Source organism: Streptomyces guryensis (assembly GCF_021261325.1).
Taxonomy (GTDB): Bacteria; Actinomycetota; Actinomycetes; order Streptomycetales; family Streptomycetaceae; genus Streptomyces; species Streptomyces guryensis.
On sequence record NZ_JAJSBI010000006.1, the window covers coordinates 34,395 to 50,348 of the forward strand.

The 15,954-nt window shown below is 71.9% G+C and carries 14 protein-coding genes and 1 pseudogene; 6 read left to right on the plus strand and 9 right to left on the minus strand.

The genetic code is table 11. The features are described from left to right. Window positions 1–51: 51 nt before the first annotated feature. The 7 genes from LJ657_RS14025 to LJ657_RS14055 form a co-directional block, all read right to left on the minus strand. The gene (locus tag LJ657_RS14025; RefSeq protein WP_232648914.1) at window positions 52–2,421 is read right to left on the minus strand and encodes a glycoside hydrolase family 65 protein; all 2,370 of its coding nucleotides are present in this window, start codon (window positions 2,419–2,421) and stop codon (window positions 52–54) included. After that, window positions 2,418–3,335: an HAD family hydrolase gene (locus LJ657_RS14030; RefSeq protein WP_269786467.1), complete on the minus strand. Its 918-nt coding sequence runs from the start codon at window positions 3,333–3,335 to the stop codon at window positions 2,418–2,420. Before LJ657_RS14030 ends, LJ657_RS14025 begins: the two co-directional genes overlap by 4 nt. A 2-nt stretch (window positions 3,336–3,337) precedes the next feature. Next, window positions 3,338–4,213: a universal stress protein gene (locus tag LJ657_RS14035; protein WP_232648915.1), complete on the minus strand. Its 876-nt coding sequence runs from the start codon at window positions 4,211–4,213 to the stop codon at window positions 3,338–3,340. Window positions 4,214–4,628: 415 nt separating this feature from the next. Then, window positions 4,629–5,699 (minus strand): zinc-dependent alcohol dehydrogenase family protein, encoded by a 1,071-nt coding sequence (locus LJ657_RS14040; protein ID WP_232648916.1) that lies wholly within the window; start codon window positions 5,697–5,699, stop codon window positions 4,629–4,631. Window positions 5,700–5,850: 151 nt separating this feature from the next. Next, window positions 5,851–6,420: a hydrogenase maturation protease gene (locus tag LJ657_RS14045; RefSeq protein WP_232648917.1), complete on the minus strand. Its 570-nt coding sequence runs from the start codon at window positions 6,418–6,420 to the stop codon at window positions 5,851–5,853. Between the two features lie 175 nt (window positions 6,421–6,595). After that, window positions 6,596–7,018, minus strand: a complete 423-nt coding sequence (locus tag LJ657_RS14050; protein WP_232648918.1) for an Hsp20/alpha crystallin family protein — start codon at window positions 7,016–7,018, stop codon at window positions 6,596–6,598. A 138-nt stretch (window positions 7,019–7,156) separates the two neighbouring features. Continuing rightward, the gene (locus LJ657_RS14055; protein ID WP_232648919.1) at window positions 7,157–7,879 is read right to left on the minus strand and encodes a CBS domain-containing protein; all 723 of its coding nucleotides are present in this window, start codon (window positions 7,877–7,879) and stop codon (window positions 7,157–7,159) included. A 284-nt stretch (window positions 7,880–8,163) separates the two neighbouring features. Here LJ657_RS14055 and LJ657_RS14060 point away from each other — a divergent pair, with 284 nt between their 5' ends. From LJ657_RS14060 to LJ657_RS14080, 5 genes are read left to right on the plus strand one after another with little or no spacing between them, the layout of a single operon-like run. Beyond that, a complete protein-coding gene (locus LJ657_RS14060) occupies window positions 8,164–9,054 on the plus strand; it encodes a universal stress protein (protein ID WP_232648920.1) in 891 nt (296 codons plus the stop codon). Window positions 9,055–9,096: 42 nt separating this feature from the next. Beyond that, window positions 9,097–9,675: a 2-oxoacid:acceptor oxidoreductase family protein gene (locus tag LJ657_RS14065; RefSeq protein WP_232648921.1), complete on the plus strand. Its 579-nt coding sequence runs from the start codon at window positions 9,097–9,099 to the stop codon at window positions 9,673–9,675. Continuing rightward, complete coding sequence (gene porA, locus LJ657_RS14070) at window positions 9,659–10,900, plus strand: pyruvate ferredoxin oxidoreductase (RefSeq protein ID WP_232648922.1); 1,242 nt, start codon at window positions 9,659–9,661, stop codon at window positions 10,898–10,900. The genes LJ657_RS14065 and porA overlap by 17 nt, the downstream gene beginning before the upstream one ends. Next, on the plus strand, window positions 10,897–11,907 hold the full coding sequence (locus tag LJ657_RS14075) for a thiamine pyrophosphate-dependent enzyme (RefSeq protein ID WP_232648923.1): 1,011 nt from the start codon (window positions 10,897–10,899) through the stop codon (window positions 11,905–11,907). Before porA ends, LJ657_RS14075 begins: the two co-directional genes overlap by 4 nt. Continuing rightward, entirely contained in the window at window positions 11,904–13,529 is a 1,626-nt protein-coding gene (locus LJ657_RS14080) for an NAD(P)-binding protein (RefSeq protein WP_232648924.1), read from the plus strand. Before LJ657_RS14075 ends, LJ657_RS14080 begins: the two co-directional genes overlap by 4 nt. Window positions 13,530–13,685: 156 nt before the next feature. Here LJ657_RS14080 and LJ657_RS14085 read toward each other — a convergent pair whose 3' ends face one another. After that, the gene (locus tag LJ657_RS14085) at window positions 13,686–14,453 is read right to left on the minus strand and encodes a helix-turn-helix transcriptional regulator (protein WP_232649228.1); all 768 of its coding nucleotides are present in this window, start codon (window positions 14,451–14,453) and stop codon (window positions 13,686–13,688) included. Window positions 14,454–14,538: 85 nt separating this feature from the next. Here LJ657_RS14085 and LJ657_RS14090 point away from each other — a divergent pair, with 85 nt between their 5' ends. Continuing rightward, window positions 14,539–14,919, plus strand: coding sequence for an LLM class flavin-dependent oxidoreductase (locus tag LJ657_RS14090; protein WP_232649229.1), 381 nt, complete (start codon window positions 14,539–14,541; stop codon window positions 14,917–14,919). Between the two features lie 14 nt (window positions 14,920–14,933). Here LJ657_RS14090 and LJ657_RS14095 read toward each other — a convergent pair. Beyond that, a pseudogene (locus tag LJ657_RS14095) lies at window positions 14,934–15,953 on the minus strand (NAD(P)(+) transhydrogenase (Re/Si-specific) subunit beta); the annotation flags it as partial. Window position 15,954 lies beyond the last annotated feature (1 nt).

The window sequence follows — 15,954 nt, forward strand, 5'->3', positions numbered from 1 at the left end:
CGCCCGGTGTCGGTTCGGGCCCATCCGGCCCAAGCCTGACCCCGTTCGCCCTCAGTCCCCGAGCAGCAGCCGGCCCGTCTCCCCCGGCTGCAGGCAGACCGCCCGGTCCGGCAGCCGTACGTCGATGGGCGTGCCGTCGGACGACGGCACCGCGATCTCCAGCAGACCGCGCCCCAGCCTCAGCCGTACGCCCCAGTGCTCGTGGTAGCGCAGCGCGAAGCCGTAAGAGGACAGTTCGGGCAACGGCACCGGATCGAGCCACAGCGCGCCGCCCCGCGTCTCCAGGCCGGTCAGTCCGCGCTGGACGAGGTCGAGGGTGCCGGCCATGGCGCCCAGGTGGATCCCCTCACCGGTGGTGCCGCCCTGGACGTCGGCGACGTCGCCCCGGAGGGCTTCCAGGCAGAAATTCCACGCCTCCGCCCGCCGGGCCCGGGCCAGGACCCAGCCGTGGACCAGCCCGCTGAGCGTGGAGCCGTGGCTGGTGCGCTGCAGGTAGTGGTCGACGGTACGCCGCCACATGTCCTCGTCGAGCCGCAGCCCCAGCCTGCGGAACAGGCCCTGCAGTTCGGCCGGTGCGAAGAGGTAGCCGAGCATCAGGACGTCGGCCTGTTTGGAGGCCCGGTAGCGGTTGACGGTGTCACCCTCCGCCTCCAGGATCCGGTCGAGGCGCCGGATGTCGCCGTACCGCCCGCGGTAGCCGTCCCAGTCGAGTTCGGCGAGGTCGCCGTAGCCCTCGAACTGGCTGATGACACCGTCGTGGAAGGGCACGTGAAGGGAGCGGGAGACGCCCTCCCACTGTTCGAGTTCGCCCCCGTCGAGCCCGGTGCGTTCGACGAGTTCGCGCCGGCGTGGCTCGGGCAGCGACTGCATCAGTTCGAGCGTGCGCGTAAGCACCCAGGCGGCCGTGACGTTCGTGTAGGCGTTGTCGTCGAGGCCGGGCTCCGACGCGCCGGGGTAGGCGTCGTGGTACTCGTCGGGGCCGACCACGCCCTTGATGCGGTGGCGTCCGAGCTTCTCGTCGTAGACGGCCGAGTCGGCCCAGAAGCGGGCGATCTGCAGCAGCATCTCGGCGCCTTTGGTGTTGCGGAACTCGGCGTCTCCGCTTGCCTCGCAGTACTGCCACACGTTGTACGCGATGGCAGAGCCCACGTGGTGCTGGAGCCGGGAGTGGTCGGGCAGCCAGCGTCCCGAGCGGGGATTGAGGTGCAGCTTCTGGGTCTCCTCGCGTCCGTCGCTTCCGCTCTGCCAGGGGTACAGCGCGCCCCGGCGGCCCATCGACCGCGCGGCGGTGCAGGCCTGTTCGAGGCGGCGGTGGCGGTAGCGGAGCAGGGCGCGGGAGACCTCGGGGAAGTGCAGGTTGAGGTAGGGCAGGACGAACAGTTCGTCCCAGAAGACATGTCCGCGGTAGGCCTCGCCGTGCAGTCCGCGGGCGGGTACGCCGACGTCGAGGTCGGCGGTGTGCGGCGAGAGTGTCTGCAGGACGTGGAAGAGGTGCAGCCGCAGGATGCGGCCCGCCTCCCCGTCCACCTCGAGGTCGGCGCGGCGCCAGAGCTGGTCCCAGGCCGTGAGGTGGGATTCGAGGAGGTCGTCGAAGCCGGGCGCCCGGGTCACCCGGTCCACGGCGGCGAAGAGCGGGTCACTGATCGCCGGGTCGCGCGAGGTGTGCAGGGCGACCGTCTTGTCGACGACGGCGGTGCGGCCGGAGGCCAGGTCCAGGCTCAACCGCTGGACGGCGCACGGCACTTCGTGGCTGATCGTGACGGACGCGTCGGCGGTGAGGCGTGCCGCCATGCCGATGCGGAGGTCCGACGTGCGGGTACGGCAGCGCAGCCACACGGTGTCCGGGGCGGCGGTTCCGGTGTGCACGTGGGTGAGGTGGCGGCCGTCGAGGTCCCGGTAGCGGGGCACGCCGCTGTTGGTGACGCCGCCGTCGAGGGCCGCCTCGACGTCGAGCCGGCCCACGTGTCCTTCGACCGTGAACTCGGTGCGCAGCGCCGCCAGATGAGGGTCCCTCATGTGCACCAGCCGCTGCTGACGGACCGTCAGCGCCCGCTCCTCGCCGAGGCCGTACTTCGTCCGGCGCTCCAGCAGCCCCGAGGACAGGTACAGGGTCTCGCGGTGCTCTAGCACGGTCGCGGTGTCGGGCGTGAGCCACCGCCCGCCGGGGAGGCGGAAGCGCAACGGCAGCCAGTTCGGCAGGTTGACCATGTCCTCGTTCTCGACCTGGCGGCCCGCCACGTCGGAGGTGAGCCGGTTGTAGCAACCCGCTACATACGTGCCCGGGTAGTGCACTTCGTCCGCGGCGCACTCGGGCAGCGCTCCCCGGGTGGCGAAGTAGCCGTTGCCCAGCGCGCACAGCGCCTCCCTCAGGCGCTCGTCGGCCGGCTCGTAGCCCTCGTACTCCCAGGTCCGGCCCGTCACGTCGGCTCTCCTTGTACGACCAGTTCGGCGAGGTCGGACACGACGATGTCGGCGCCGTGGTGCAGCAGCCGCTGCGCGGTGTCCGGGCCGTCCGTGCGGTCCACGCCGATCACCAGGGCGAACCCGCCCCGGCGGCCCGCCTCGACGCCCGCCAGAGCGTCCTCCACGACGGCGGCGCGTGCTGCGGGGACGCCGAGCCGGCGGACCGCTTCGAGGAAGAGGTCCGGCCGTGGTTTGCCGGGCAACCCCAGCCGGGCCGCCTCGCCACCGTCCACGAGCACGTCGAAGAGATCGAGTACCCCGGCCCGGTCGAGCAGCTCGCCGGCGTGGCGGGACGCGGAGGCCGCGGCCCGGGGTATCCCGGCGCGGCGGAAGGCATGTACCAGCCGGACCGTTCCCGGGTACGCGTCGACGCCGTGCTCGCGCAGCCGCTCGGTGAACAGGCGCTCCTTGTCCGCGGCGACGGCACGCACGGTCTCTTCCGACGGGTCGAGGCCGCGTGCGCGGAGGAAGGCCGCGGCGCCGTCGAGTCGGGACTTGCCGTCCACATGGCGCAGGTAGTCGTCGCGCACGTCGAAGGGGCGGCGCAGCCCTGGATCCTGAGGCGGGTGCGCGCGCAGGAAGGCGTCGAAGGCCGTCTTCCAGGCGGCGGCGTGCACCCGGGCCGAGTCGGTGATGACGCCGTCGGTGTCGAAGACGGCGGCCCGCACATCCCGCAGCACCGGTGCGAGGCGCTCCGCGGGTGGTGCCGGTGTGCGGCTCCGCCGCGGGCCGTTGTGCCGCCGATCGTCCGCGACCTCGTTGTGGCTGGTCGCGCCCCGCGGCGGAGCCGCACATGGATTCGGCCCCGCGCCCCTTTGGGGCGCTGCCGAACCGGCGCGGACGTCGTCGAGGTCATTCACAGAGCGGTGCATGGTCACACCTGCTGCGGCACAACCGCAACCGGGCAGTCCGCGTGGTGCAGCAACGTGTGCGCCACCCGGCCCAGTTGGAGGCCGCCGTGGCCGGTACGGCGCTGCGCCCCGACGATCACGAGGTCTGCGGCGGCCGAGCGGCGCAGCAGCACCTTGCGGGCCGACCCTTCGACCGTGACGCGGCGCACCAGAACCCCCGGGTGGTCAGCGATCGCGTCTGCGAGCAGGGCGTCGAGCGTCGCGGACGCCTGTTCCTCGTGGCGGTGCGCGGGGTCCTCCGCCGGCCGCGGGTGGTCGGCACTCTCGTGTGCGGGACAGCGCCAGGTGCGCACGACGTCGAGGGTGCATCCACGCGCCTCGGCCTCGCGGAAGGCGAACCGCACGGCCTCACCTCCGGTCGCCGGCTCCCCCGCGCCGAGCAGGATCCGCTCATGGGTCCCCTGCAGAGCGACCTTGTCGCCGCGGACGACGATCACCGGACCATGGGCGCGGGCGGCCACGGCCAGGCCGACCGAGCCGAGCAGCAGGCCCGCCAGCTCGCCGCGCCCGCGCGAGCCGGTCACCAGTACGGAGGCGTTGTTGCCCTCACGCAGAAGCGCTGCGACCGCTTCCTCGGGGAGCACCTCGGTGGTGACCTTCACGTCGGGGTTGCGCCGCCCGGCACGCTCCGCGGCGGAGGCGACGACATGTTCCGCCATCACCTGCTCGGACGGACGTTCAAGGCTGTTGGACGGCACTGCGCCCTCGTAGCGTTCCCACAGCGAGGCGTACACCAGGCGCAACGGCAGTCCGTGCCGGGCCGCTTCGTCCACGGCCCAGTCGACCGCTGCGAGGCTCCCGTCGGATCCGTCGACGCCCACGACCAGGGGCAGCTCCATCTTCCCCACCGCCTTTCGTCGGTCTGTGCGAGAGCTCAGCACGGAGCTCAACTCCCACCGTGGCACCGGCGGCCCCGCCTCAGCAGGGGCGCTTCGGCCCCCGCTCGGGGCCGCTCGGCCCAGGCCCGTGCCCTCTCCTGCTGATCGGTGCGGCCGTATCCTGCTGATCGGTGCGGCCGTACTGGGCGCGTGCCTGATCTTCGGGTACAGCTCGTTCGTGGTGGGCTTCGTCCTCCTGGCGGCCGGCGTCCTGGGCCTGATCGTCTTCATGAACACACCAGGGCGGTCAGTCGGCCAGGCGAAGGCGAGACGATCATCGAAAAGCACTTCATGGGCAATGCCGATCACCACCGGAACTACCGCACGTGAACCATGAACGGAACTGCTCCGGCCGGGGCGTCTGCTCCGGCTTGCGTCATGCCGCAGGCAGGGGGACGACCTCGCGCTGCGGCCCGCCGAGCACCACCTTGAGCGCGCCGGTCTCGGCGGCGCGGGCGAAGACCTCGTACGCCTCCTCCATGCGGTCGAGCGGGAAGCCGTGCGTGACCAGTTGCGAGGTCGGCAGCCGTCCGGCCGCCGCCATCCGCAGCAGCGTGGGGGTGGAGCGTGTGTCGACCAGGCCGGTGGTGATCGTCACGTTCTTGATCCACAGGTCTTCCAGATGGAGGGTGGCCGGCTTGCCGTGCACACCGACGTTGGCCACGTGCCCGCCCGGGCGCACCATGCGCGTGCACAGCTCGAAGCTCTCCGGCACGCCGACCGCCTCGATGACCACATCCGCACCGAGCCCGTCGGTGAGGTCGGCGATCAGCTGCTCCGGCGCCTCGCTCGCGTCGGCCACCGCTTCGGCACCGAGCTTCCTCGCAGCCTCGAGGCGGGATGCGGCGAGGTCCACGGCGAGGATGCGCTCCGGGGCGAACAGCCGGGCCGTTGCGATCGCGGCCAGGCCGATGGGCCCCGCCCCGACCACGGCGACGGTGTCTCCGGGACGTACCTGGCCGTTGAGTACGCCGACCTCGTAGGCCGTCGGGAAGATGTCGGCCAGCAGCACGGCGTCCTCGTTGTCCACCGCGCTTGGCAGCGGGTGTACGGAGAGGTCTGCGTAGGGGACCCGGACGTACTCGGCCTGGGTGCCGTTGATCAGGTGGCCGAGGATCCAGCCTCCGCCGCCCCGGCACTGGCCGTACGCGGCCTCTCGGCAGTAGCGGCAGCGTCCGCAGGCGCTGATGCAGGAGACCAGGACCCGGTCCCCGGGCCGTACCGTCCGCACGTCGCTGCCGACCTCGACGATCTCACCGACCGCCTCGTGCCCCAGCACGGTACCGGGGCGCACCTCGGGCACATCCCCCTTGAGGATGTGCAGATCCGTGCCGCAGATGGTGACGGCGGCGACCCGCACGATCGCGTCGGTGGCCTCCTCGACGCCGGGGTCCGCGACCTCTTCCCAGGCCGCCTGCCCGGGGCCGTGGAAAACGTAGCCTTTCATCTCCGACCTCACCCTCTTGCTGGGCCGCTCGGAGCCCGTGATCCGGGGCCGAGTGACCTTGGCGTGTCCGGTGTCCTCGTGTTGTGCTGGAGGTGACGGGAAGCACCCGGCAAAGGCGCGGAGAAACGGCCGGCGGCCGCGCACCGCGCAATCAGGATCCGCGAGATGCGGATGGGCCTTCCCGTCCTTCATGGCCGGGCCCGTCCTCGCTGCCGGGCGTGCCGGCCAAGTCCCGTGCTACCGCGGCCCGATGGCGGGAGATCTCCGCCTCGACGCAGCTGACGAGGTGCCCGACCGTCGCGGCGACGGGTTCGGAAAGCCCCCGGCCGAGCGAGGTGTCCGCGCCGTCCACGGCGTACGCCACCAGGTGACCGGGCAGTCGCCCGAGCGCCCTGCCCACGTTGACGGCTTCGCCCAGGCCGTGTGGGTGCATCGTTCCGGCCCGCCACAGCGCCGCCGTGTCCAGTTCCAGGCGGTAGATGCGGCCGGGGTGGCCCGGGCGGGCGTGGGCGGGCTCCAGCACGACGGCCAGTTCCGTGTTCTCCCACAGCCGGATCAGCCGCGCCGGGTCGGGGTCGCATGAGGTGAGCAGGGTGCCCGGGGGCAGTGGCCTTTCGGTGGCCCGCTCCCGCAGCCGGGAGAGCACCGCTCGCGGCACGCCGTCGTCGTGCCGGTCCGGATCGCCTATGGCGATGATCGCGATACGAGTGGAGACACTCATGGTTCTTCTCCCTGCACTGCGTGTGTCTCCACCCTTGCCGGAGCCGGGTGTTCCGGTCGCTGGGCCGAAGGACCCCGGTGACGGTCCGCCCGGCCCTGCCGTCCGGCCCGGGCAGAGGGGTGCGCGGCCGGCGTACCGGCCGCGCACCGCGGGTGTGGCCGAGCGCCCCCCGCACTCAGCCTTGCCGCACCGGGATGGTCCTCGTGCCCGTCTTGGGCTCGGGCACCGGGATCGTGACGGTCAGGACGCCGTCCTTGTACTCGGCACCGGCCTCGTCGCCCTTGGCCCCGGCCGGCAGCCGGACGGAGCGGGCGAAGGTGCCGTAGCGGAACTCCGTGCGGTACTTGTGTGTCGTCTCCTCACTGCGCTCGGCCCGCAGGGTCAGAACGCCTTCCGCGACGGTGACTTCGACATCCTTGGCGGGGTCGATGCCCGGGAGCTCCGCCCGCAGCACGTACTTCTCGTCCGCCAGGTGTTCTTCGACGCGGATGCCGTACGTTCCGGGGACCGTGTGCGCCCCTGGGAAACCGGTCTCGACCCAGCCGAACAGGTCGGGCAGGGTCGGCCAGCCCGGCAGCCGTTCGATCATGCCAGTCATGTCCCCTCCTCCTCTTCTTCTTCACTTCCAGCGTCCCGCGCCGGGCCGGGACACGCGTGGGCCGACCGGATCCGTACGGGGTCCGGTCGGCCCTGGCGCCCCAACGTCCCCCCGGCACCTGCCGGTTGGGGCGCCGTCTCATGACGCGCCGCCGACTCCCGAGGGCGGCGCGGTCCTCTCGCTGTCCGGCAGGTCCGGGTCGAGGTCCGGTCGCCGGCGCGGCCCCATCAGCGCGCAGTCCACGTCCACGACGCCCTCGACCGCCCGCACCAGCCGTGCGGCGATCGGCACGAGGGCGGTATCGGCGATCCTTCCGGTGAGCCGCACGACTCCTTCGCGCACCTCGACCCGGATCGATTCGGCCTCGGCGGGGAACAGGTGGCCGACGACGTCGCGCCGGACCTCCCCGGCGATGTCCTGGTCGCTGCGCAGAAAGACCTTCAGCAGGTCGGCCCTGCTGACGATGCCCCGCAGCACGTCTTCGGCGTCGACCACCGGCAGCCGTTTCACCTTGTGGAGCGCCATGATCCGGGCAGCCTGTGCGAGCGAGGCGTGTGCCTGGACGGTGACGGCCGGTGCGCTCATCAGTTCCTCGGCCGTCACGGCTCCGGCCTTGACCAGGTCGGCCAGCCGCCGCAGTTGGGTGTACCGGTCCGGGTCGCCGTCGCGGAACTCCTCCTTGGGCAGCAGATCGGCCTCGGAGACCACACCGACCACCCGGCCCTCGCCCTCCACCACGGGCATGGCGCTGACCTTCCACCTCTGCATGGTCTTCACGATCTCCTTGAACGTCGCTCCGCGGCCGAGGGCGACGACGGTGCTGGTCATCACATCGCTGACGATGTGCGGAGTGCCGTGCATGGCGTCCTCCCTTGTGCTCGCTCCGCGCGACGTGCTCGTGTCGCGCGACACCTTCAGCGTCGGGCACCCGCCCGCCCCCGCCATGGGCCGAGTGGCCCAGTACCGGGTTCCGGTGGGCTCTCTTTGCGCTGCGGGCCCACCCCGCCCGAGCAGCACGTCCGAGGGCCGTTCGGCCCGTTCCGCGGGCCACGCAGCCCCTGCCCGGGCGGGCGGCTTCCCGGAGACGCTGGTGGTGCAGAGGGCAGCCCGGAGCGGGCGGCCGACGAGTCATGGAGGTGGTGGCCGTGCTTCGCCCCGTCGTCGTAGGCCTGGACGGTTCACGTGAGAGTCTTGCCGCCGCCGAGTGGGCAGCCGGGGAGGCATTGCGGCGCGGCCTGCCGCTGCGCCTGGTGCACGCGTGGGAGGGACTGGAGTCCGACACGTCGCAGTTGCCCGAGCTGGCGGCGCCGCGTCATTGGGCGCGGCGGATCCTGCGCGGAGCCATGGACCAGCTCAGTGAGCGTCACCCGCAGGTGTATCTCAGTGCCGAGCAGATCGCCCGTCCCGCGGCGGACGCGCTCGTGGAGGCGGGTGCCGAGGCCGAGCTGCTGGTCCTGGGCAGCCGGGCCTTCAGCGGTTTCGGCGGCTTCATGGCCGGTTCGGTGGCGCTCGCGACGGTGGCCCGCGTGGCGCGGCCCGTGGTGCTCGTGCGGGCCGACCGGACGGCAGAGGACGAGCACCTGCCGGACGCGGAGGGCCGGCCGTCGCTGCGCACGCCGTATCGCGACGTCGTGGCCGGTGTGGACATCGCGCACCCGTGCGAGGAACTGCTCGCGTTCGCCTTCGAGAGCGCGGCCCTGCGTTCCGCACAGCTGCAGGTGCTGCACACCTGGCACGTGCCGTACGCCCCGCCCACCGCGGCGGCCACGATGAGTACCGCTGCTCAGGAGGCCGCCGAGACGGCACTGGAGGGGGCGCTCCAGCCGTGGCGGGAGAAGTACCCGACGGTGAAGGTCCGGACGCGGGTGGAGAACGGCCACCCGGTCCAGCTGCTGCTGCACGCCACACAGGACGCGGGGCTGCTGGTCGTCGGCCGCAGGAACCGTCCGGCCAGGCTGGGCTCGCACACCGGGCCGGTCGCGCACGCGGTGATGCACCACGTGCGCTGCCCGGTCGTGATCGTCCCGCACGACTGACTCGCCAGAAGACACGAAGACCCGTGGGGAAGGAAAGGTGCCGTGTTCCAGGTTCGCATCCACGGCCGTGGCGGCCAGGGAGCCGTCACGGCCGCCGAGTTGTTGTCGGTGGCGGCGTTCATGGAGGACCGCCACGCGCAGGCGTTCCCGAGCTTCGGATCGGAGCGCACGGGGGCGCCGGTGGTCGCGTTCTGCCGGATCGACGACCGGCCGATCCGGGTGCGCGAGCCCGTCGTGCGGCCCGATGCCCTGGTCGTCCAGGACCCCACGCTGCTGCACCAGGTGAACGTCTTCGAAGGGCTGCGGACCGGCGGCGCCGTACTGATCAACTCGCCGCGGTCCGTTGACGAGTTGGGCCTCGGAGAGCTTGCCGAGCATGCCCTCACCGTCCTGGCCACCGCACTCGCCGTGCGCCACTTCGGCCGGCCGGTGCCGAACGCGGTCCTGCTCGGCGGGCTCGCCGCGATCACCGGCTGCGTCAGCATCGAGTCGCTCACCGCCGCCGTCCGCGAACGTTTCCCGGGGGAGCTGGGGCAGGCCAACGCGGCCGCGGCCCGGGAAGCGTACGACCACGTCCAGAAGGCCCAGCGGGAGGAGCGGGCGCATGCTCAAGCAGACTGAGGGGTCGCGTGCGGTCGCCGAAACCGTCGCCTGCTGCCGGCCCGAGGTGATCGCCGCGTATCCGATCTCACCGCAGACGCACATCGTCGAGGAGCTGAGCCGCCTGGTGAAGTCCGGGGCGCTGAAGCCGTGCGAATACGTCAACGTCGAGTCGGAGTTCGCCGCGATGTCGATGTGCATCGGGGCCTCGGCCGCGGGCGCCCGTACGTATACGGCGACCGCGAGCCAGGGCCTGCTGTACATGGTGGAGGCGCTCTACAACGCCTCCGGGCTGGGTCTTCCGATCGTGATGACGGTCGCCAACCGGGCGATCGGCGCACCCATCAACATCTGGAACGACCACAGCGACACCATGTCGCAGCGCGACTCCGGCTGGATCCAGCTGTACGCGCGCGACAACCAGGAGGCCGCGGACCTGCATCCGCAGGCGTTCCGGCTTGCCGAGGAGCTGTCGCTGCCGGTGATGGTGTGCGTGGACGGCTTCGTGCTCACCCACGCCTGGGAACGGATCGAGGTGCCGGAGCAGGCGCAGGTCGACGCGTTCCTGCCGCCGTACGAGCCACGCCAGGTCCTGGACCCGGACGAGCCGGTGTCGATCGGTGCGATGGTCGGCCCGGACGCCTTCACCGAGGTGCGCTATCTGGCGCACGCCAAGCAGATGCAGGCGCTGGAGGCGATCCCCCGGGTGGCCGACGAGTTCCGGCAGGTCTTCGGGAGGGCCGGCGGCGGCCTGGTCCACCCGTACGCCTGCGAGGACGCCGACACGATCGTCGTGGCCCTGGGTTCGGTGTTCGGAACGGTGTGCGACGTCGTCGACGAGATGCGAGAGCGCGGGGTGCGGATCGGGGCGCTGGCCATCACGTCGTTCCGGCCGTTCCCGCTCGACGCGGTGCGGACCCTGCTCGGCAGGGCACGCCAAGTGGTCGTGCTGGAGCGGGCGTTGGCGGTCGGTGTCGGGGGGATCGTGTCCGCGAACGTGCGCACCGCGCTGTCCGGGATCCAGTTGGACGGACACACCGTGGTCGCCGGGCTCGGCGGGCGCGCGATCACCAAGGAGTCCCTGCACCGGCTGTTCGAGGACGCGATCGCCGGGCGGCTGGGGCAGTTGACCTTCCTCGACCTCGACACCGAGCTGGTGGAGCGGGAGTTGGCGCGGATGGCGCGGACCAGGCGGTCCGGTCCGTCCGCGGAGAACATCCTGCGAGATGTGGGGAGCAACCGATGAGTGCCGCGCAGCAGGTCAAGTTCTACCAGGTGGGCAGCTTCGCGGCCGGGAACCGGCTGCTGGGGCCCGAACTTCAGTCCGACCAGGCCGATGCGGGGCGCGCCAACGCGCTGACCTGCGGTCACCGCGCCTGCCAGGGCTGCGGCGAGGCGCTCGGCGCCCGCTACATCCTGGACTCGGCCCAGCGGGCGGCCGGCGGCAAGGTGATCGCGGTGAACGCGACGGGCTGCCTGGAGGTGTTCTCGACGCCGTACCCGGAGACGTCGTGGCAACTGCCCTGGCTGCACTCGCTGTTCGGCAACGCGCCCGCGGTCGCCGCGGGCGTCGCCGCCGCACTGCGCGCCAAGGGCCGCACCGACATCCGCGTGGTCGGGCAGGGCGGCGACGGCGGCACGGTCGACATCGGCCTCGGCTGCCTGTCCGGCATGTTCGAGCGGGGCGACGACGTCCTGTATGTCTGTTACGACAACGAGGCGTACATGAACACCGGCGTGCAGCGCTCCGGAGCCACTCCACCCACCGCGCGCACCGCCACCACCCAGGCGGTGGGCGAGGAACCCGGTGCCCCCTTCGGGCAGGGCAAGAACCTGCCACTGATCGCGATGGCGCACGAGATCCCGTACGTCGCCACGGCCACCGTCGCGGGTCTGCGCGACCTGGAGGCCAAGGTGCACCGGGCGATGGGCATGCGCGGCGCCCGCTATCTGCATGTGCTGGTGCCCTGCCCGCTGGGCTGGGGCACGGCGTCCCACGACACGGTGCGCATCGCGCGGCTGGCCGAACAGACCGGGCTGTTCCCGGTCTTCGAGGCCCTGGACGGCGAGGTCACCGACGTCACACCGATCCGGCGGGGCCTGCCGGTCGAGGAGTACCTGCGCCCGCAGAAGCGGTACGCGCACCTCTTCCGGCCGGAGCTGCGCACGGACGTCATCGCCCGTCTGCAGCGGACCGCCGACCGCAACATCGCCCGCTTCGGGCTGCTGGCCCACGAGGAGGCGTCGTCGTGAAGGACGAACCGTTCGCGATCACTCTCAATGTCGGCTCCAGCCTGGCGAACCACACCGGTGCCTGGCGCACCGAACGTCCCGTCTACGTCGACCGGATGCCGCCGTGCAACCAGGCGTGCCCGGCCGGGGAGAACATCCAGCAGTGGCTGTTCCACGCGGAGAGCGGCGACTACGAGTCCGCGTGGCGGCAGCTGATGCGGGACAATCCGCTGCCCGCCGTCATGGGACGGGTCTGCTATCACCCGTGCGAGACCGCGTGCAACCGGGTCCAGGTCGACAACGCGGTCGGCATCAACTCGATCGAGCGGTTCCTGGGCGACGAGGCGATCAAGCGGGGCTGGACCGTGCCCGTGCCGGAGACGACCTCGGGCAAGCGTGTCCTGGTCGTCGGCTCCGGGCCGGCCGGGCTGTCGGCCGCGTACCACCTGCGGCTGCTCGGCCACGAGGTGACGGTCCGCGAGGCACAGGAGCACCCCGGCGGAATGATGCGCTACGGCATCCCGCGCTACCGGCTGCCGCGCGAGGTACTGGACGCCGAGATCGACCGGATCACGGCGTTGGGCGTCGGGCTGGAGCTCGGAACGAAGGTCGACGACGTGCTCGCCGCGCAGCGGGCCGACGGCTTCGACGCCGTGTTCCTGGCGGTGGGTGCGGGCATCGGCAAGCGTGCCTACATCCCGGCCGGTGACAGCGCCCGCATCCTCGACGCGGTGACGCTGCTGGGCAGCATGGAGGGCGAGGACCGGCCGCTGCTGGGCCGCAGGGTCGCCGTCTACGGCGGCGGCAACACGGCCATGGACGCGGCCCGCACCGCCCGCAGGCTCGGCGCGACCGACGCCGTGGTGGTCTACCGGCGCACCCGGGACCGTATGCCCGCGCACGACATCGAGGTCGAGGAGGCCCTGGAGGAGGGTGTGCGGATGCAGTGGCTCTCCACCATCAAGCACGCCGACGAGGGGCGTCTGACCATCGAGCGGATGGAGCTCGACGAGGCCGGATTCCCGCAGCCCACCGGCGCGTTCGAGGAGTTGGAGGCGGACAGCGTGGTGCTGGCGCTCGGGCAGGAATCGGACCTGTCCCTGCTGCGGGAGGTACCGGAGCTGACCGTGGACCACGGCATGGTGCAGGTGGCCGACGGGCTGATGACCGGCCATGAGGGCATCTTCGCGGGCGGCGACATGGTGCCCGCCGAGCGCACGGTCACGGTGGCCGTCGGGCACGGCAAGAAGGCGGCCCGGCACATCGACGCCTACCTGCGCGGCACGGCGTACGACCCCGGCCCCAAGCACGGCCTTGCGGCGGCCGACCGGCTCAACACCTGGTACTACTCCGACGCCCCGGCCTCCGTACGGCCGACACTCGAACTCGCCCGCCGCGTCTCGACGTTCGACGAGGTGGTGCAGGGGCTCGACGAGTCCACCGCACTGTTCGAGGCCCGGCGCTGCATGTCCTGCGGCAACTGCTTCGAGTGCGACAACTGCTACGGCGTCTGCCCGGACAACGCGATCATCAAGCTGGGGCCGGGCAAGGGATTCACCATCGACCTCGACTACTGCAAGGGGTGCGGGCTGTGCGCGGCAGAGTGCCCGTGCGGGGCGATCGACATGGTGCCGGAGGAGTGACCGCCACGCGGCCCAGTGGACGGAGCCGCCCGTGGAGATCCAGGGGGTCGCCGCGGGCCTCGGCTTCCGGCACCCGGTCTTGGAGGCCCGCGGGGCACGACGCCATCGAGATCCGCGTGACACTCAGCTGTGCGGAGTTCGTGGCGAAGCAGGGCGTCACCTTCCGGGCACACCCCGACGCCGTGCGCCTCTGGCGGCCGCCGAGAGCGCCTCGGCGGTTGCCGGATCGGCCGGCAGGAAGGCCTCCAGTCTCAGCTCGGCGAGCGTGACGTCCACGGCGGTGGCGAAGGTCGTGACGGTCGTCATCAGGTGCAGCTCACCGTACGAGGAGGCCAGGCGCAGCGGGACCGCGAAGCCCAGCTGTGCGTCCGAGGGTTGCAGGTCGGGGACATGCCCGACGAGTTCGGCGCGCAGTTCGGGCAGGTGGCCGAGAGGGGCCAGGATGTGTCGTGCCCATTCGGCGAGGTTGCGGATGCGTGGCGCCAGACCGGCGGGGTGCAGTGCGAGCCGGTAGACGTTCCTGCCCGGACCGACCAGGTCGGGCGACGCGCCTTCGGTGATCAGGTCGAAGGCGGCGTTGGCGGCGACCAGGTCGCCGCCCCGGTCCACGACCACCGCCGGATAGGGCAGGTGCCCGCGGAGGATGTGGTCGATCGCCGTGCGGACGGGGGCCAGTGCCGGGGCGTCGAGGGAGCTCTCGGGGTAGACGGGCGCGTAGCCTGCGGCCAGCAGCAACTCGTTGCGCTCGCGCAGCGGCAGTCCGAGTGACTCGGCCAGCCGCACGACCATGGCGCGGCCCGGGGCGGACCGGCCGGATTCCATGAAGCTGAGGTGCCGTTGGGTGGTACCCGTCCGCAGGGCCAGTTCGAGCTGGCTGATACGGCGGCGGGTACGGCGTTCGCGCAGCGCGCTGGGGAAGTCCACGGGCCTGTTGTAACGGCCGGGGGGCTTCGCTGCCATTCCCTGCGGGGAATTGTCGCTCTTCGGCCCCGTGGCCAGGATCGCCGGCATGGACATCGGCATCCTTCTTCCGACCGGCAGCGCCCAGTGGGACGCGTCCGACGACCCGCGCGAACTGATCGACTTCGCACGACGCGCGGAACGTTCGGGGTTCTCCTCGCTCTTCGTCAACGACTCCCTGATCAGCCCGCGAATCGAGGCCCTGGCGATGCTGGCTGCGCTCGGCCCGGTGACCGACACCGTGACCCTGGGCACCGCCGCACTACTGCCGTTCCTGCGCCGCCCCATCCAGGCCGCGCAGTCCCTTGCCTCCCTCGACCTGCTCTCCGGCGGCCGGCTCGTCGTGACCGTGGGCGCCGGGTTCCCCGGCCGGTTCGGGCGGCCCTTCATGTGCCCGGGCATCCGGCCCGCGACCGGGTGGACGGCGTAACTGACGTCGACGCCGTGGTCGGTGAGCATCTTGGCGAGGTCGCCGAGCTCGTGCTGGGCCTGGGCCGCGGCCAGGCCGTATCCGGGGACGAAGACGACCTTGCTCGCGTAGGCCAGTTGGATCGCCACATCGTCCGCGGAGACCGACCGCACCTGGGCTGGAGCTGCGCCGACAGCAACCGGGGCGCTGTCGCCGGTGCCGAAGCCGCCGACCACGATGCCCGCGATCGACCGGTTCATGGCGTCGGCCATCAGCTTGGTGAGGGTGCCGCCCGAGGAGCTGACCAGCATGCCCGCGATGATCAGCGCGGTCTCGTTCAGGACGAAGCCCGCCATCGCTACCGCCGCTCCCGTGAACGCGTTCAGCAGGGCGATCACGACCGGCATGTCCGCGCCGCCGATCGGCAGCACCATCGTCACGCCGAACAGCAGGGCGACAACCACCAGCCCGTACAGGGCGGAACGGGAGCCCGGTGACAGCACCAGCCAGATCGTGCCGACGACGAAGGAGGCCGGCAGCACCACGTTCAGCAGCCGCGCTCCCGGGAACACCACCGGCGCCCCGGAGACGACGCCCTGGAGCTTGCCTGCCGCGATCAGTGATCCGGAGAAGGTGACCGCGCCTATGACGATGTCCAGGGCGCCCGGCAGGGCGACCCGTGCCCCGAGCGCGGCCGGGTGTTCGGCCTGGAGGAGGTCGTTGACCGCGATGAGTGCGGCCGCCCCGCCGCCGACCGCGTTGAAGAGGCTGACCAGTTGGGGCATGGCCGTCATCTTGACCTCGCGTGCGGCGTACAGGCCGAGCGCGGCGCCGACGAGTCCGCCCGAGGCCAGCACCAGCCAGCCGGTCGTGCTGATCGTGCCTTCGTGGGCCACCAGCCACACCGCGGCGGCGATCGCGACGGCCATGGCCCCGGCGGACAGGGTGTTGCCGCGGCGGGCCGTGCGCGGGTGGTTCATCAGGTGCAGGCCGAGGACGAAGCAGGCGGCGGTGGCGAGGAAGACGTAGTGGACGGCGTTGGAGACGGTGTCCATG